This is a genomic window from Chromobacterium sp. CV08 (assembly GCF_051129845.1).
Taxonomy (GTDB): Bacteria; Pseudomonadota; Gammaproteobacteria; order Burkholderiales; family Chromobacteriaceae; genus Chromobacterium.
Genome location: NZ_CP150453.1, coordinates 75,605 through 89,590, shown reverse-complemented (window position 1 = coordinate 89,590; position 13,986 = coordinate 75,605). Strand labels below are relative to the sequence as shown.

The window sequence follows — 13,986 nt, the reverse complement described above, 5'->3', positions numbered from 1 at the left end:
CTGATCCGTTGATTTTAATCGATTCGGGGCCATGTCGCCATGCTGGCTCAGCGTTGGTCCTCGTCCTGGTACAGCATCTTCTCGATGCGGCGGTCCGGCGCCAGCCACATCAGCGCCACCGCCAGATACAGCAAGCCGGACAGCCAGGTCTGGTACCAGGCGAGGCAGATCGCCAGCAGATAGCACAGCGGCGAGATCTTGCCCTTGATGTCGCCGCCCAGCGCCTCGGACAGCCGCGTGCGGTTGCCGGGCAGGCACAGCAGCGACTGCTGCATGATCCACCAGGCGATCGCGCACATCAGCAGCACCGCGCCGTACATCGCGACCGGCAGCGGCGCGTAGTGGTTCTCGCCCATCCAGCCGGTGACGAAGGGAATCAGCGACATCCAGAACAGCAGGTGCAGATTGGACCATAGTACCCGGCCGTCGACGCGGCGGGTGGCGTGGTAGAAGTGGTGGTGGTTGTTCCAGTAGATGCCGACGTAGATGAAGCTGAGCAGGTAGCTGAGAAAGATCGGCAGCAACGGCGCCAGCGACTGCCAGTCGGTGCCGTGCGGCACTTTCAGCTCCAGCACCATGATGGTGATGATGATGGCGATCACGCCGTCGCTGAACGCCTCCAGCCGGTTTTTCTCCATGTCTCCCCGCCTCCGCCTTTTATTCGAATGCAAACCACCCTAGTTTAGCCTGTCGTCTGCCGGTCTATCGGTGCGACGGTACGGCAGGCGGATGCGGGTGCGGTAGCGGCCGTCGCGCAGCTCGCTGGACAGCGAGGCCTCGGCGTCGAAGAACAGCGCCAGCCGCTCGCGCAGATTGGACAAGGCCATCCGGTTGCCGGCGCTGGGCGCCGGCGTCTCCGGGGCCGGATTGTCCAGCGTCAGCTCCAGCTGGCCGTTCTGCAGCCGGGCGGAGACGACGATCTCGACCTCGCCGGCCAGCTGCTCGGCGCCGTGGTAGACCGCGTTTTCCACCAGCGGCTGCAGCACCAGCGGGGGCAGCGCCGCGTCCAGCGGCGCTTCTATCCGCCAGACTGTCCGCAGCCGCGGGCCCAGGCGCTCGGCTTCGATCGCCAGATACATCCTGGCCAGCTCGATTTCCCGCGCCAGCGTCGAGGCGCGGTCGGGCGCCGTCATCTGGGCGCGGAACAGCTCGGCCAGATTGACCAGCACATCCTCGGCCTGTCCCGGGCGCGAGCGGATCAGCGCGATGGCGGCGTTCAGGCTGTTGAACAGGAAATGCGGCCGTATCCGCGCCTGCAGCGCCGCCAGCCTGGCCTCGGCCATCGCCGGGGACAGCGCGCGCTGGCGCAACGACAGGTAATGCAGCAGCGCCGCCGCAGCCGGCATCGCCAGCAGCGGCGCCGGCCAGATCGGTTCGGCCAGCAGCCGCCACTGGCACAGCGCGAAGCTGGCGCCGGCGATCAGCACGACCCAGACGTCGCCGCGCCGCCGCCGCGCCAGCCACGGGCCGGCCAGCGCCAGCAGCGCCAGCGTCAGCAGGCTGCCGGGCAACAGCGCCAGCGCCGATTGCAGCCAGCGCCACAGCGGTTCGGGGCCGGCCAGCGCCTGGGTGCCGGCGGCGAACAGCAGCGCCAGCGGCAGCAGCAGGATGCGCAGCATCACGCCGAGATTGCGGAAGTCCGGCAGCGGCGTCGGGGAGGTGCGGGGCATGGCGGTACCTGCGGGGACGATGCTGCGATCATAGCAAGCGGCGGCCGGCGCGGCATCCGCCATGCCGCCGTTGACCTGGCGCAAGCCGCGGCGACGCCGGCCCGGTCCCGGCTTTACACGCAGCCGGGCGCGGCCGATAACATTCGATTCCTATCGGCGGGGGGGATCATCGTCATGCTTTTGGCATTAATTTCTGCTGCAATGTCGGGCTGCCGGTGTGTACCAAGTCCCAGTTGAGGCCGGCCTGTCCGACGATATACGGTAGTCAATATATGCCTTGCATAATGGATGGCCACATGCTTTTAATAGTTTTCAAACGACCGTTCGAAGGCTTGGCGCGAACGTTACGGACCCCGATTTCCCCCTTCATTTGCAGGAGATCGCAGCGATGCAGATAGTCATACCAGCCGAACGGCTGGCCGGCGAACGCCGCGTGGCGGCCACGCCCGACACCGTGGGCAAGCTGGTCGGCGCCGGTCACGCCGTCGGCGTCGAGCGCGGCGCCGGCCTGGCCGCCGCCATTCCCGACGCGGCCTACGCCGCCGCCGGCGCGACCATCGTCGAGTCCCGCCAGGCCTTGCTGGCCGGCGCCGACGTGGTCTTGTGCGTGCGGACGCCGGAGGCCGCCGACATCGAGGCGCTGCGACCGGGCGCCGTATTGATCGGCATGCTGTCGCCGCATCACAATCCGTTGCTGCCGCTGTTGGCGGCGCAGGGCGTGTCGGCCTTCGCGCTGGAGCTGCTGCCGCGCACCACCCGCGCGCAGAGCATGGATGCGCTGTCCAGCCAGAACAATATCGCCGGCTACAAGGCGGTGCTGCTGGCCGGCCAGTTCTATCCGCGCTTCATGCCTATGCTGATGACGGCCGCCGGCACGGTGAAGGCGGCCCGGGTCCTGGTGCTGGGCGTCGGCGTCGCCGGCCTGCAGGCCATCGCCACCGCCAAGCGGCTGGGCGCGGTGGTCGAGGCCTACGACGTGCGTCCGGCCACCCGCGAGCAGGTGGAGTCGCTGGGCGCCAAGTTCGTCGAGGTGCCGATGACGGACGAGGAGAAGGCGGCCAGCGCCGGCGTCTACGCCCGCGAGATGACGGCCGAGTTCCTGGCGAGGCAGAACGAGCTGCTGGCCCGCCGCGCCGCCGCCGCCGACATCGTGATCACCACCGCCTTGATTCCCGGCAAACCGGCGCCGCGGCTGCTGGACGCCGCCGCGGTGGCGGCGATGCGGCCAGGCTCGGTCATCGTCGACCTGGCGGCCGAAGCCGGCGGCAACTGCGAGCTGACCCGCGCCGGCGAGGCCTGGCTGTCCGACAACGGCGTGCACCTGGTGGGCCTGCTCAATCTGCCGGCCATGCTGGCGGCCGACGCGTCCAGCCTGTACGCGCGCAATCTTTTCACCTTCCTCGGCCTGCTGCTGGGGCCGGAGGGCCTGACGCTGGATCTGGCCGACGAGCTGCTGGCCGCCACGCTGGTCACCCACGAGGGCCAGCAGCGCTTCGGCGCCGCCGCCAGCCCCGCCGCCGCCAACCACGACAAGGAGCCGCATCATGGCTGATCCCTTCATCACCAGCCTGACCATCTTCGTGCTGGCGGTCTTCGTCGGCTACCACGTGGTGTGGAACGTCACGCCGGCGCTGCATACGCCGCTGATGGCGGTCACCAACGCCATCTCCGGCATCATCGTCGTCGGCGCGATGTTGCAGGTGGTGGACGTCGGAGGCCAACAGATCACCGTCACCTCGGTGCTGGGCGCCATCGCCGTCTTCCTCGCCAGCATCAATATCTTCGGCGGTTTCCTGGTCACCCAGCGGATGCTGGACATGTTCAAGAAGAAAAACAGGGGATGACGATGCAGAACGTTTCGGCTGTTCTTTACCTGCTCGCCGCGGTGCTGTTCATCCTGGCACTGAAGGGCCTGTCCAGCCCGGCCTCGGCGCGGCGCGGCAATCTGTACGGCATCGTCGGCATGACGGTCGCGGTGCTGACCACGCTGATCGTCGTCGACAAGCCGGTGCTGGCGCTGATCGCCGGCGCCGTCGCGGCCGGCGCCGTCGTCGGCGCCTGGAAGGCGCGCACGGTGGAAATGACCGGCATGCCCGAACTGGTGGCGGCGATGCACTCGCTGGTGGGTCTGTCTGCGGTGCTGATCGCGGTGGCCGCCATCTTCCACGCGGGCGTCGAGCACACGCCGGCGCAGAAGGTAGAGCTGTTCATCGGCGCCTTCATCGGCGCCATCACCTTCACCGCCTCGGTGATCGCCTACGGCAAGCTGTCCGGCCGCTTCGGCGCCAAGGCGATCCACTTCGCCGGCCAGCATCCGCTGAATCTGCTGCTGGCGCTGGCGATGGCCGGCTTCGGCGCCGCCTATTTCCTGACGGACAGCCAGGCCGCCTTCCTGGCGATGGTCGCGGTGGCGCTGGTGCTGGGGGTGACGCTGATCATCCCGATAGGCGGCGCCGACATGCCGGTGGTGGTGTCGATGCTGAACAGCTACTCCGGCTGGGCGGCGGCCGGCATCGGCTTCACGCTGGACAATCCGGTGCTGATCATCGCCGGCGCCTGCGTCGGTTCGTCCGGGGCCATCCTGTCCTACATCATGTGCAAGGCGATGAACCGTTCCATCGTCAGCGTGCTGCTCGGCGGCTTCGGCGCCGAGGCGGCGACCGGCGGCGGGGCGGACGCCGGGCCGGCGAAGTCCTACAAGAGCGGCAGCGCCGAGGACGCCGCCTTCCTGATGGGCAACGCCGACCAGGTGGTGATCGTGCCCGGCTACGGCCTGGCGGTGTCGCGCGCCCAGCATGCGCTGCAGGAGTTCGCCGAACTGCTGCACGAGCAGGGCGTCAAGGTCCGTTACGCGATCCACCCGGTGGCCGGGCGGATGCCGGGCCATATGAACGTGCTGCTGGCCGAGGCCGAGGTGCCGTACGAGCAGGTGCTGGAGATGGAGGAGATCAACGCCGACTTCTCCACCACCGACGTGGTGCTGGTGATAGGCGCCAACGACGTGGTCAATCCGGCGGCGCAGAAGGACAAGCAGAGCCCGATCTACGGCATGCCGATACTGGAGGCGCACAAGGCGCGCAATGTGGTGGTGGTCAAGCGCTCGATGAGCGCCGGCTATGCCGGGCTGGACAATGAGTTGTTTTACATGGATAAAACCATGATGGTGTTCGGCGATGCCAAGAAGGTGGTGGAGGATCTGTTGAAGAGCGCGGCGCACTGAGGCCGGTCGCTCGCCCGGAGACGCCCGCCATCGGCGGGCGTTTTGCCATCTGCCGATTGAAGGAACCTGTGCGCCGCCGCCGCGTCATAGCTTATTTATTCAGGAATCCGCAATGTCCTTCCGTTTGACCCTGCTGGCGCTCGGCGCCCCCCTGCTGGCTGCTTGCGCCGCCCCTTCCGCCCCGCTCCGTCCCGCTCCGGCGCCGACCTTGGCCGAGCTGCAAGGCGAATGGAAGCAGGCCGGCGCAGGCGAGCAGGCCATCCTGCTGCGCGTGGACCAGGGCCGCTTGTTCGCCAAGGCCGGCTGCAACGGCATGTTCGGGCCGGTCGCGATAGAGGACGGCAAGCTGCGCGCCGAACGGCTGGCGTCGACGCTGATGATGTGTCCGCCGGAAGCGATGCAGCGCGACGCGCGCCTGATCCGTCAGCTGGAGGCCGGCATGGACGTCAGCCTGGACGGCGACCGGCTGCGGCTCGCCGACGGCAAGGACGCGCTGAACTTCGAGCGCCAGCCGCAGGGCGAGCTCAAGCTGATCTATGTCGCGCCGGATCGCAAGGCCTGCGTCGGCGTCGCGCCGATGCAATGCCTGCAGGTGCGCGCGGACAAGGCCAAGCCCTGGGAACTGCACTACGGCGAGATCGAGGGCTTCCAGCCCGAGCCCGGCGTCGCCTACCGGCTGCGGATCAAGGAAGTGAAGGTCGACAATCCGCCGGCCGACGCCTCGTCCATCCGCTGGATACTGGACATGGTGGTCGAGCAGGAAGTGGTGAAGAAGCCCTGATAGCCTGCTTACGATCTTACGAATAGGTTTGGCATTGGGCTCGTGAGGGGCGGGGAACGCCACGTATGCGATGTGCCCCGGTCCCTTCAAGCCTGCCGCCGGGTAGCTGGCCCGAGGTTTCAAGATCATGAAGATTGCGGGCAGGCTGCGGCTCGGGCGCGGGAGGACCGCTCTGCTACAATCGCGGCATTGAAATTGCAGGAGGCCGCCATGAGCCTGATTCCCGAAATCAAACCGCAGCAATCGCTGGAACTGCTCAAAGAGCTGCACATCCTGACCCGCGACGGCAAGATCAACCAGGATACCCGCCGCAAGCTGAAGCAGGTCTACCACCTGTATCAGTTCATCGAACCGTTGATGGCCGACGTGCTGGAGAAGAAGGGCGCGATGACGCTGGCCGACCACGGCGCCGGCAAGTCCTACCTCGGTTTCATCCTGTACGACCTGTTCCTGAAGGACAAGGCAGCCGGCCACGTCTACGGCGTGGAGACGCGGCAGGAGCTGGTGGACAAGTCGCGCGACCTGGCCGACCGTCTCGGCTTCGAACGCATGGGCTTCCTGAACCTGACGGTGGAGCAGTCGATCACCTCGACCGAGCTGCCGGCCCAGGTGGACGTCATCACCGCGCTGCACGCCTGCAACACCGCGACCGACGACGCGATCCGCTTCGCGCTGGCCAAGGACGCCCAGTACATCGTGCTGGTGCCGTGCTGCCAGGCCGAGGTGGCCTCGGTGCTGCGGCAGAAGAAGAACGAGACCTTCGGCAAGACGCCGTTGTCCGAGCTGTGGCGCCACCCGATACACACCCGCGAGTTCGGCAGCCAGCTGACCAATGTGCTGCGCTGCCTGCAACTGGAGGCGCGCGGCTACCAGCTGACCGTCACCGAGCTGGTCGGCTGGGAGCACTCGATGAAGAACGAACTGATCATCGCCAAGAAGACCGGCAAGGGCAAGAACAGCGCCCGCGAGCGCCAGCTGGCCATACTGGACGAGCTGAACCTGATGGATCTGCGCGAGCGCTTCGCCTATTGATCCCGGACCCCGCCCGCGCCGTCAGCGCGCGGCGGGGACGAACTTGAATTCCTGTATCACCACTTCCACCTCCTTGCCGTCGACGGGCGGCCTGCCCTGGAACAGCCACAGGTTCAGATGGACCGGCAGCGGCTGTTGCGGCACGCGCTGAGCCGCGTCGGTCGGCGCGAAGCGCCAATGGGCGATCGGGTAGCGGTCGCCGTCCTGGAAGCCGTGCAGCGACTGGTATTCGACCGCCGTCGCGTCCCAGTCGAAGCGGTGGGTGCTGTAGTCGCCGTTCAGCGCGAAGTCGAAGCTGTACGAGGTCGGCGCCGGGCCGGGCCGGGCCGGGTAGACGGTGTAGTTGCCCATCGGATTGGACACGCTGCCCCAGCGCGAGAACTCGATGTCGATCTCGTTGCTGCCGTCCGGGCCGACGTCCGGCGTCGGATAGTTGAACAGGCCCAGCACCACATTCGGGTCGAAGCGGTCCGGGCGGCCGACCAGCTTGAACTGGTAGCGGCCGAAGCCCAGGCGCTGCGGCAGATAGAGTTCGGCCGACGTCCACTGGCCGCCGCGGCGGGCGATCTTCAGATGCAGCCGGCCCTGGGCGTCCAGCCAGACATTGTTCTCGTCCCAGACATTGGGGCCGGGACCGCTGCTGCCCTGGTTCCTGACCTCCCAGTCGTAGCCGGAGAAACGGACGGTTTTCGCGGCGGACGGCAGGGCCAGCGCGGCCAGCAGCGCGCCGGCGAGAAGAAGCGGGGTTTTCATCATGGCGGTTTCCTGTCGGTGAAACCGCCATCGTGCCATGACGCGATGGCAGGCCGCCATGGCCGCCGGGCCAGGGCGGCCGGACGCTACAGCCTGAAGCGCGCGGTGACGCCCTGCAGATTGTGCGACAGCGCGTTCAACTGGCTGGACGTGGTGGCCAGCTCCTCCACCGTGGCGCTGTTGGATTCCGCCATCTGCGACACCTGCTCCATGCTCTGCGCCAGGCTGAGGCTGGCGGTGCGCTGCTCGCCCAGCGCGCTGGTGATATTGCCTATGGTGCCGACGATGGAGCGGGTGCTGCCTTCGATCTCCTCCATCGAGTTGCTGGCCTCGCGCGCGCTGCCGGAAACGGCGTCGACGCTGGCCAGGCTCTGCTCCATGCTGCCGACCACCTTTTCGACGCCCTGCTGGATCGCGCCTATCATCTGGGTGATTTCCTGCGCCGAGCTGGTGGTGCGCTCGGCCAGCTTCCTGACCTCGTCGGCGACGACGGCGAAGCCGCGGCCCATCTCGCCGGCGCGCGCCGCCTCGATCGCCGCGTTCAAGGCCAAGAGATTGGTCTGGTCGGCCACGTCGCGGATCACCGTGACGATATTGCCGATCCGTTGCACCTCGCCGGTCAGGCTGCGCATCTCCTCCGACGTGGCGGCCACCGCGCTGCTGACCGACTGGATCTTGCCGACCGAGGCCTGCACCGCGTGGCCGCCGCGCCCGGCCAGCTCGCCGGCGTCGTGCGCCTGGCGCGAAGCCTGATCGGAATTGTCGGCGACGTGGTTGATGCTGACCGTCAGCTCTTCGATGGTGGCGGCGGCCTCGGCGGTGGCTTCGGACTGCCGCTGCGCGCCGGTGGCCACCTGCTGTGCCATGCTGGCCAGCTCGTGGGCGGAGTCCGATACCTGGTTGGCGTTGTCCTGGATGCTGGACACCACCTCGCGCAGGCCCTGGCGCATGTGCTGGATGTTGCGGGCGATCTCGACTGCCTCGTCGCGCGAGACAGGCAGCGGCTCGTCGATACCGGACAGGTCGCCCTGCTGGATATTGCGCACCAACTCCACCGATTTTTTCAGCGGCGTGGTCACCAGGTTGGCGATGAACAGCGCCACCGCCACCGACAGGGCCAGCGCGGCGGCGGCGGCGATCAGCATGATGGCGACAGCCTGGCTGTAGGCGGCCTTGCTGTCGCCGACCGCCTGCTGCACCCGCTCGTTCTGATAGGCGGCCAGCTCCTGCAGCTTCAGCATGAAGGCCTCGTTGGCCGGCACGAAACGCTGTTTCAGGAAGGCCTGCGACTCGGCGTCCTTGTCGGCGCGGACCAGCGCGTACAACGGCGCGTACTGGGCGGACAGCACGTCGCGCGCCTGCATCGCCTGTTCGAAGATCGCGCGGCCCTTGGGCGAGACCAGGCCCTTGTCCAGCTGCTGCAGATAGCTGGTGTTCTGCGCGCGCAGCGTCTCGATCTTGCCTATCGTGGCTTCGATCTCCTGCGGACTGTGGGCCATGATGGCGTCGCGCACCTTGCGCGCCACGTCGAAGGTGAGCAGCACGATCTTGTTGCATAGCTCGGCCTTCGGATAGCGGTTCTCGGTGATCTCCTGTTCCTTGGCCTGGATGGTGTTCAGCTTCAGCACCGCGGTGACGACGATGGCGGCGAGGATCAGGATCAACAGGCCGTAGCCGGCCAACAGCTTCTGCTTGACGGATAGTTGCGACAACATGGGGTTTCTCCCGGAAACGGCGGAACGCCGGCCCGGTCGGCCCGGCGCGGTGCGCATGCCTGAAAAATAGTTGCTGCGGCGGCGCCGCGCAAAAAGAAAGCGCAGAGCGGGCCGGCCGGACCCGGCTGTTTTCCCACTTCGCATTCCCGCCGTCATTGCCTAAGCTCAAACCTGCGCAACCGTCCATGGGGGGACAGGCAGATGCAAGTGGCGGAAATCTTCGACAAGGCGTCCGGCAAATTGCCGATGGTGCCCAAGGTGGTGCAGGAACTGGTGGCGAGCTTCCACCGCTCGGACGTGAACATCGATGAAATCACCGACAAGGTGGGGCACGACCAGGTGTTGACGGCGCGGGTGCTGAGGCTGGCCAACAGCGCGCGCTTCGGCGGCAGCCGCAAGGTCGGCTCGCTGGACGACGCGGTGGTGCTGCTGGGCTTCGACAATCTGAGGGTGCTGGTGATCGCCTCCGGCGTCACCGGCGCGACGCTGGGCATCAGCGGTTTCGACATGAAGGCGTTCTGGCAGCGCTGCTTCGAGATGGCCAACACGTCCAAGCTGCTGGCCAAGCTGTCCGGGCTGGACGCGCAGCTGGGCTATACCTGCGGCCTCTTGGCCAATATCGGCGAGCTGGTGCTCTATGTCGCGGTGCCGGAACAGGCCCAGCAGATAGACCGCATCGTCGCCGGCGGCGCCGAGCGCATCAGCACCGAGCGCATGCTGCTGGGCATGGACCTGACCGAGCTCGGCGCCGAGCTGGCGCGGCGCTGGAACTTCCCCGACGACATCCAGGAGGCCATCCTGAACCAGCACGATCTGCTGAACGAGGACGCCTCGTCCTACGCGCTGCTGATCGGGCTGGCCACCTTCGTCGTCGCCGGCTTCGGCAACGGCATGACGGCCGACGAGATGCTGGCCAGTCTGCCGGCCCGGGTGCTGGAGCGGCTGCGCCTGAGCCGCGACACGGTGAAGGATGCGGTGGACGAGCTGCAGCGCGCCAGCACGCTGACCGACGATATGTTCTAGGCCTAGGCAGGCTCGCCGCTGCGCAGCTCGCGGCGCAGGATCTTGCCGACGTTGGACTTGGGCAGCTCGTCGCGGAACTCGACGTGGCGGGGCACCTTGTAGGCCGCCAGGCGGTCGCGGCAGTGGCGCTGCAGCGCGTCGGCCGTCAGCGCGGGGTCCTTGCGCACCACCACGATCTTCACCGCCTCGCCGGTGCGCTCGTCCGGCACGCCGACGCAGGCGGCCTCGCGCACGCCGGGATGCTGCGCGACGACCTCTTCCACCTCGTTCGGATAGACGTTGAAGCCGGACACCAGCACCATGTCCTTCTTGCGGTCCACCAGCTTGAGCATGCCGTCCTCGGTGCGCACGCCGATGTCGCCGGTGGCGAAGAAACCGTCGGCGTGGAAGACCTGGGCGCTTTCCTCGGGCCGCTGCCAATAGCCGGCCATGATCTGGGGGCCGCGCACGCAGACCTCGCCGGGCTCGCCGTCGGCCACTCGCCGGCCGGCGTCGTCGCGCAGCTCGACCTCGGTGCCGGGCACCGGCAGGCCGACGGTGCCGGTGTAGCGGCCGAGGGCCAGCGAGTTGACCGTCACCAGCGGCGAGGCCTCGGTCATGCCGTAGCCCTCGAGCAGCGGCAGGCCGGTGACGCGCTGCCAGGCCTCGGCCACCGAGGCCTGCACCGCGGCGCCGCCGCCTATCGCCACCCGCCAGCGGCCGAAATCCAGCTTGGCGAAGCCGGGGTGATGCGTCAGCGCGTTGAACAGCGTGTTGACGCCGGTGAAGGCGTTGACCGGATGGCGCGCCAGCTCGGCCACCAGGCCGTCCAGATCGCGCGGATTGGCGATCAGCAGGCTGCAGCCGCCGAGGCGCGTCACCAGCAGGCAGTTGATGGTCAGCGCGAACACGTGATACAGCGGCAGCGGCGTCGCCACCACCGCCTTGCCCTCCGGCAGCGCCTCGCCCAGCACCAGCCGCGCCTGCTCGACATTGGCCAGCAGATTGCGATGGCTGAGCATCGCGCCCTTGGCCAGGCCGGTGGTGCCGCCGGTGTACTGCAGAATGGCCAGCGCGTCCGGCGGCGTGTCGGCGTCGCGCCAGCGGCGCTCGTCGCCGCCGGCCAGCGCGCGGCGGAAGGAGACCGCGCCGGGCAGGCGGTAAGGCGGCACCCCCTTCTTCAGGTAGCGCACCGCGGCGTTGACCAGCCAGCGCTTCGGCGCCGGCAGCAGGTCGCCGACCTCGGTGACGATCACATGCCGCAGATCGGTGCCGGCGGCGGCCGCCTCCACCACGTGGGCGAAGTTGGCCAGCACGACGATGGCGCGGGCCTGGGAGTCCGCCAGCTGGTGGCGCAGCTCGCGCGCGGTGTACAGCGGGTTGACGTTGACCAGGACCAGGCCGGCGCGCAGCACCGCGTACAGCGCCACCGGATACTGCAGCAGGTTCGGCATCATCAGCGCCACCCGCTCGCCGGGCTGCAGGCCCAGGCCGCGGGTCAGATAGTCGGCCAGCCTGGCGCTTTGCCGGTCCAGCTCGCGGTAGCCGAGGTCGCGGCCCATGCTGTGGCAGGCGATATGGTCGGGATAGCGGGCGACGGTCTGGGCCAGCATCTGGCCAAGCGAGGCGGTTGGCAGCTCGTCGAGGCGTTCGGGCGTGTCCGGGTGACGGGCGAAATCCTGCATGTTTCCTCCTGTGCGCGCGGCGCGGCGGCGTCGCGGATCAATCTTGTTATCGTCGGAATCGGTGAATGGCATGCGGCATGGCACCCGCGACGTTAATCCAATGTCATCGCGATTTCAATCGGACACCCGGCCAAGACTGTGATGTCCGGCGAGCGCGCATCGCCGGGAGCGGGCGTGAAAAAGCCGCCGGGCCCGGAGGCGCGGCGGCTTGCCTGGACGGCGGCGACGCTCAGTTCTCGCCGTCGTCGGCCTCTGCGTCGACATGGTCGAGCCGGCCGGTGTAGCGCAGCTCGATCTCCTGCGTCAGCAGATCCACCTTGACCACAGACAGCTGCACGCGGTCGCCGCGCGCCAGTTCCGGCAGGCCGGGGATGCGCAGCCTCAGCGGCAGGCCGTCGATGCGCACCAGATCCTCCTTGATCACGGTGGCGGTCGGCTCGGTGATGTTCTGCTGCAGCAGATAGCTGAGGCACCAGTAGTGCTCCATCTTGTCCTGGAAGGACAGATAGGCGCCGTAGGTGGCGTCGAAGTCGCGCAGGATGGCGAACAGCATCGCGTCGCCCTGGGCGAACGGCGGCTTCTCGCCGCGTATCATCGCCTCCAGCTGGCGCTGGTTGATGAAGTCGCTGGCGCGGCGCAGCGGCGAGGTGCTCCAGGCGTACTGGGCGACGCCGAGGCCGATGTGCGGCTCGGGGCGGGTGGTCATCCGCACCTTGCCCATGCTTTGCGCGCGGTACATCGCCGGGATGTCGGCCTCGGCCAGCATCCGGCCCCATTCGCTGTTGGCCAGTATCATCAGCTCGGACACCAGCTTGTCCATCGGCGCGCCGCGCTTGCGTATGGTGATGGACACCACGCCGTCGACGACGTCGATATTGTAGTCGTGCTGCACCGGACGGCTCGGGTCGTGCTTGCCGCGGCGCTTCTCCAGCGCCTCGGCGAATTGCCACAGCCACACCAGCTCGCGTTTGAACGGGTAGTCCACGCCCGGATCGTTGGCCAGCGTTTCCTCGTTGAACACCTGCTCCAGCTCGGCGTGGCGCAGGTTGGCGGCGATGTGCACCCGCTCGATGCGGTTTTCGAAGGCCACCGGCTCGAACGCCGGCGTCACCTCGACGTACAGCGAGAAGGCCGGGCAGTCGCGGCCCTGCTGCAGCGTGAACGCCTGCACCACGTCGTCCGGCAGCATGGTGATCTTGTCGCCGGGGAAGTAGGCGGTGGACAGACGCGACAGCACCATCTTCTCGATGTCGGAACCGGCCGGCACGCCCAGCGTCGGCGCGGCGATGTGGATGCCGACGCGCTTGTTGCCGTTGGGCAGGTCCTCGACCGACAGCGCGTCGTCGATTTCGGTGGTGTTGGCGTCGTCGATCGAGAAGGCGCGCGCCGCGGCCACCGGCAGCTCCGGCATCTCGGCCGGCGGCGCGTACTTGCCGAAGCCGGCGCCCTTGGGGAAGTACTCCATCAGGAAGCCGGCCATCAGGTAGTCCGGCACCGACGGGATGCCGCCGACCTTGGCCGCCAGCCGCAGCGGCGGCAGGTTCAGCTCGCGCGAGGCCTGGTCGAAAGCCTTGTATTCCAGCGTGTTCTTGTCCGGCCGCCACAACAGCGGCATCAGCTGGCTGCGGATCGCCTCCGGCAGTGTGCCGGCCTTCAGCTCGCCGACCCAGCCGTCTATCTGCTCCTGCTCGCGCTTCTTGCGCTCGACGCCGGCCAGCGCGGCCTGCAAGGCCTCTTGCGGCGCCTTCTTGTAGCGGCCCTTGCCCTTTTTGTAGAAGTACATCGGCGCGCCGTGCAGCCGGTTGATCAACGCGGCGGCCTCGGCGGCGGACGGCTCGTGGCCGAAGTAGTCGGCCGCCAGCTCCTGGTAGGCGAACTCGTCTTCCGGACAGCACTCCCACAGGAAGTCGAGATCGATGTCCGCCGACAGACGCTCCACCGCCGGCAGAAAATCGGCCAGCGGGGAGCTAAACTCCAGAAGGACGTTGGCGCTCTTGAGCTTGGCGCGCTTGCCGTGCTGGGTATCCACCTGCAGGCTGGCGTCGCTGCGCGAGACGATGCTGCCGACCTTGAAACTACCGCTCTCTTCGTAAAAAACGTTCATCAAAACATGCCAGGCCGTTGAATT

The 13,986-nt window shown here is 67.7% G+C and carries 12 protein-coding genes; 6 read left to right on the top strand and 6 right to left on the bottom strand.

The annotated features are described in order from the left end of the window. Positions 1 to 47: 47 nt before the first annotated feature. Positions 48 to 638: a TMEM175 family protein gene (locus WNM05_RS00360; protein ID WP_434631450.1), complete on the bottom strand. Its 591-nt coding sequence runs from the start codon at positions 636 to 638 to the stop codon at positions 48 to 50. Positions 639 to 677: 39 nt separating this feature from the next. After that, positions 678 to 1,670, bottom strand: a complete 993-nt coding sequence (locus WNM05_RS00355) for a sensor histidine kinase (protein ID WP_434631447.1) — start codon at positions 1,668 to 1,670, stop codon at positions 678 to 680. A gap of 388 nt (positions 1,671 to 2,058) precedes the next feature. Between WNM05_RS00355 and WNM05_RS00350 the strand changes: the two genes are divergently transcribed. The 5 genes from WNM05_RS00350 (at position 2,059) to WNM05_RS00330 (ending at position 6,703) form a co-directional block, all read left to right on the top strand. Then, the gene (locus tag WNM05_RS00350; RefSeq protein ID WP_434631444.1) at positions 2,059 to 3,222 is read left to right on the top strand and encodes a Re/Si-specific NAD(P)(+) transhydrogenase subunit alpha; all 1,164 of its coding nucleotides are present in this window, start codon (positions 2,059 to 2,061) and stop codon (positions 3,220 to 3,222) included. Continuing rightward, positions 3,215 to 3,514, top strand: a complete 300-nt coding sequence (locus WNM05_RS00345; RefSeq protein WP_434631441.1) for a proton-translocating transhydrogenase family protein — start codon at positions 3,215 to 3,217, stop codon at positions 3,512 to 3,514. Before WNM05_RS00350 ends, WNM05_RS00345 begins: the two co-directional genes overlap by 8 nt. Before the next feature lie 2 nt (positions 3,515 to 3,516). Beyond that, complete coding sequence (locus WNM05_RS00340; protein ID WP_434631438.1) at positions 3,517 to 4,890, top strand: NAD(P)(+) transhydrogenase (Re/Si-specific) subunit beta; 1,374 nt, start codon at positions 3,517 to 3,519, stop codon at positions 4,888 to 4,890. Between the two features lie 112 nt (positions 4,891 to 5,002). Beyond that, positions 5,003 to 5,671: a DUF4377 domain-containing protein gene (locus WNM05_RS00335; protein WP_434631436.1), complete on the top strand. Its 669-nt coding sequence runs from the start codon at positions 5,003 to 5,005 to the stop codon at positions 5,669 to 5,671. Positions 5,672 to 5,881: 210 nt separating this feature from the next. Further along, the gene (locus WNM05_RS00330) at positions 5,882 to 6,703 is read left to right on the top strand and encodes a class I SAM-dependent methyltransferase (protein ID WP_434631433.1); all 822 of its coding nucleotides are present in this window, start codon (positions 5,882 to 5,884) and stop codon (positions 6,701 to 6,703) included. A 21-nt stretch (positions 6,704 to 6,724) separates the two neighbouring features. On the opposite strand, the gene WNM05_RS00325 is transcribed toward WNM05_RS00330, so the two are convergent. Both WNM05_RS00325 and WNM05_RS00320 read right to left on the bottom strand, forming a co-directional pair. Continuing rightward, a complete protein-coding gene (locus tag WNM05_RS00325) occupies positions 6,725 to 7,459 on the bottom strand; it encodes a glycoside hydrolase family 16 protein (RefSeq protein WP_434631430.1) in 735 nt (244 codons plus the stop codon). Between the two features lie 83 nt (positions 7,460 to 7,542). Further along, positions 7,543 to 9,171: a methyl-accepting chemotaxis protein gene (locus WNM05_RS00320; protein WP_434631428.1), complete on the bottom strand. Its 1,629-nt coding sequence runs from the start codon at positions 9,169 to 9,171 to the stop codon at positions 7,543 to 7,545. Positions 9,172 to 9,372: 201 nt separating this feature from the next. Between WNM05_RS00320 and WNM05_RS00315 the strand changes: the two genes are divergently transcribed. Beyond that, positions 9,373 to 10,194, top strand: coding sequence for an HDOD domain-containing protein (locus WNM05_RS00315; protein ID WP_434631427.1), 822 nt, complete (start codon positions 9,373 to 9,375; stop codon positions 10,192 to 10,194). Between the two features lie 2 nt (positions 10,195 to 10,196). Here the strand turns inward: WNM05_RS00315 and WNM05_RS00310 are convergent, their stop codons facing one another. Both WNM05_RS00310 and WNM05_RS00305 read right to left on the bottom strand, forming a co-directional pair. Then, positions 10,197 to 11,858 (bottom strand): AMP-binding protein, encoded by a 1,662-nt coding sequence (locus WNM05_RS00310; protein ID WP_434631424.1) that lies wholly within the window; start codon positions 11,856 to 11,858, stop codon positions 10,197 to 10,199. A 229-nt stretch (positions 11,859 to 12,087) separates the two neighbouring features. Next, positions 12,088 to 13,962 (bottom strand): ribonuclease catalytic domain-containing protein, encoded by a 1,875-nt coding sequence (locus WNM05_RS00305; protein WP_434631421.1) that lies wholly within the window; start codon positions 13,960 to 13,962, stop codon positions 12,088 to 12,090. Between the last annotated feature and the right edge of the window lie 24 nt (positions 13,963 to 13,986).